Here is a 3,346-nt window from a genome sequence, read left to right on the forward strand (position 1 = left end):
TTGCAATGGTCAGCCAAAAAAACAATGCCAATTATCTTAGCTGTTACCGCTGCACTTGCTCTTTTCGTATGGGATATGACGTTCACTCGAGTATCTTCATCGATCATTCAGGGAACGATCATCACCGTCTCAGTATTGTGGATCGTTTTTGGCGCTATTTTCTTACTGAATACCTTAAAACACACGGGTGCTATTGCCGTTATTCGATCTGGCTTTACCAATGTATCGCCAGATAGACGTGTACAAGCTATTATTATTGCATGGTGCTTTGGCTGCTTCCTTGAGGGTGCAGCAGGTTTTGGTACAGCCGCTGCTATTGCTGCGCCTTTACTGGTAGCGATAGGCTTTCCGGCGCTAGGTGCCGTGCTAATGGGAATGATGATACAAAGTACGCCTGTATCATTTGGCGCGGTCGGTACGCCTATCGTTATTGGGGTAAACAAAGGTTTGGATACGGCTGCTATCAGCACTCAGCTGGCTCAGCAAGGGCTAGAGTGGAGTGACTTCTTACAACTGATTACTAGTCAAGTGGCCATTCTTCACGGTGTCATTGGTACATTTATGCCACTCTTTATGGTAATGATGCTGACTCGATTTTTTGGTAAAAACAAAAGCTGGAAGGAAGGCTTTGAGATTTGGCCGTTTGCTATTTTTGCAGGTTTGGCATTTACGCTTCCTTATACTTTAACTGGTATCTTTTTAGGACCAGAGTTTCCATCACTGGTCGGTGGTTTGGTTAGTGTCGCCATCGTTGTTAATGCGGCAAAACGTGGATTCTTAGTTCCAAAAACCACATGGGATTTTGAACCGCAAAAAAACTGGCCAAGTGAATGGCTTGGTAAGTTAGTCGTTAGTAAGGAAGATTTGACGCCGAATGAAGATGGCAAGAAAATGTCTATTTTCATGGCATGGTTCCCTTACTTACTAGTTGCGCTGTTATTGGTTTTTTCAAGAGTGTTTGTGGGCTTCAAAGATTTTCTGACTAGTGTGACGTTAGACTTTACATCAGTATTGGGTGAGGCGGATATTAGCGCTGGTTTTAGTCCTTTATATTTACCTGGTGGATTGTTGTTAATCAGTGCTTTGGTTGCCGCTTTTTTCCAAACCAAAAAGCCAGGTAGTGCACTAAATAGTGCGCTCAAAGAGTCAAGCAAGACTGTGTTGAGTGCTGGTTTTGTTCTTATCTTTACGATCCCAATGGTCAGGATTTTTATCAATTCAGGCGTCAATCTATCAGATGTGGCAAGTATGCCAGTTGCGAGTGCAGAATTGTTCGCTGGTACTTTTGGTAATGTTTTTCCCTTAATTAGTGCAACGATTGGAGCACTTGGGGCCTTCATCGCAGGTTCTAATACCGTTTCTAATATGATGTTTAGCCAATTTCAGTATGAAGCTGCAATTAGCTTGCGTATTTCACCTTCTATAATCATAGCAGCACAAGCCGTTGGTGCAGCAGCTGGTAATATGATTGCGATACATAATGTGGTGGCGGCCTCAGCAACCGTAGGTTTGCTTGGTATGGAAGGCGCTACCCTCAGACGCACGATTTTACCTACTTTATACTATGTATTATTCTGCGGAATAATCGTTATGGCTGTCATTTACATTTTCGGTTTTCAAGGTCCTTTAGCACCATAAGGCACATGTAACCCCCCAAGATAAAGAGATTGATATGCATTCATCAAACCTTTTCTCATCAAATAAGCCTTCTCGAGACATCATTAGCCCCGATCAAGTGTTAGACAAACTAACGAACGTATTAGGTGCTAGTAATGTACAGGCAGATCCAGAGAAAAACGAACACTATAGAATGGGGTGGCGTTCTGGCGGCGGAGCTGCATTGGCTGTTTTGTTTCCGCAAACATTGCTGGATATTTGGCGCAGTCTAGAAGTGTGTGTTGAAGGCAATTGCATCATTATTATGCAAGCAGCAAAAACAGGATTAACCGAAGGCTCGACGCCAAGCGGTAATGACTATGATAGACCTGTGGTCGTTATTAATACCCTTGCCATAGACCAGTTGTACTTGGTCAACAATAATGAGCAGGTAATCAGCTTACCTGGAGCGACTTTGCACCAACTACAAAGTCAGCTTAATACGGTCAATCGAGCCCCTCACTCAGTCATTGGTTCATCGACTTTAGGGGCGTCTATCATTGGTGGGGTTTCTAATAACTCAGGAGGGGCCTTGGTTAAAAGAGGCCCTGCTTATACTGAGCTTGCCTTGTTTGCACAAATCAACGAACAAGGTCAGCTGGTGTTGGTCAATCATCTAGGCGTAGAGCTAGGTGACACGCCAGAAGCAATACTGACGAATTTGCAAAATGGGGATTTTGATAAAAACAAATTACCTGACAATGGCAAGATGGCATCAGACAAAGAGTATATCGCTAGAGTAAAAGATGTTGATGCAAGCACGCCTAGTCGCTTTAATGCGGATAAGCGGAGACTGTATGAAGCCAGTGGTTGTGCAGGTAAGCTTGCTGTATTTGCAGTACGGCTTGATACCTACCCAACGGCTGTAAAAGAGCAGGCTTTTTATATAGGTAGCAACAGTGTGAGCGAGCTTGCACAGTTGAGAAGACAGATATTGTCCAATTTCAAAAACATTCCTGAAGTGGGCGAGTATATGCACCGTGATATATTCGATGTATCTGCCAAATACGGTAAAGACACTTTCTTGAGTATCAAACATTTAGGGACAGATGCCTTACCGCGCTTGTTTGCTATTAAAGGCGCGATTGATGCAAAATTTAGTAAATGGTCGTGGATGCCCAAGCACTTTACCGATAAAGTCATGCAGTTTATCGGTAATATATTTCCAAAGCATTTGCCTGAGCGAATGATGGAATATCGTGATAAATACGAGCATCACCTCATCTTAAAAATGAGTGATGACGGTATCGAAGAAGCGCAAGCGTTTTTGAAGTCGTTTTTTGCGACCTCAGAAACAGGCGCTTACTTTGAATGTGATAAAAAAGAGTCAGAAAGCGCCTTCTTAAATCGTTTTGCGGCAGCCGGTGCCGCATTACGCTATGAAATCATACATGAAAAAGAAGTTGGTGAGATATTGGCATTAGATATTGCCATACCGCGTAATGAATTAGAATGGCTTGAAACCCTACCTGAAGAAATTGAAAAACACTTAGAGATGAAGCTGTATTACGGACACTTCTTTTGCTATGTGTTTCATCAAGATTATATTTTGAAGAAGGGCAGTGATGCACACCTTGTTAAAAAGATGATGTTAGAGCTATTGAGCGCACGCGGAGCCAAATATCCTGCTGAGCATAATGTAGGGCATCTATACGAAGCAGAGCCTGATTTGCAGAATTTCTATAAAAGC

2 protein-coding genes are annotated in these 3,346 nt (G+C 42.9%); both read left to right on the forward strand.

Features of this window, described 5'->3' with window-relative positions; translation table 11 throughout:
• On the forward strand, window positions 1-1,638 hold a 1,638-nt coding region (locus ACT3RN_RS14960; protein ID WP_444518781.1), incomplete at its 5' end, for an L-lactate permease.
• Between the two features lie 34 nt (window positions 1,639-1,672).
• On the forward strand, window positions 1,673-3,346 hold a 1,674-nt coding region (dld, locus tag ACT3RN_RS14965), incomplete at its 3' end, for a D-lactate dehydrogenase (RefSeq protein WP_225739355.1).

Source organism: Psychrobacter sp. AOP5-GZ1-6 (genome assembly GCF_052376345.1).
In the GTDB taxonomy this organism is placed as follows: Bacteria; Pseudomonadota; Gammaproteobacteria; order Pseudomonadales; family Moraxellaceae; genus Psychrobacter.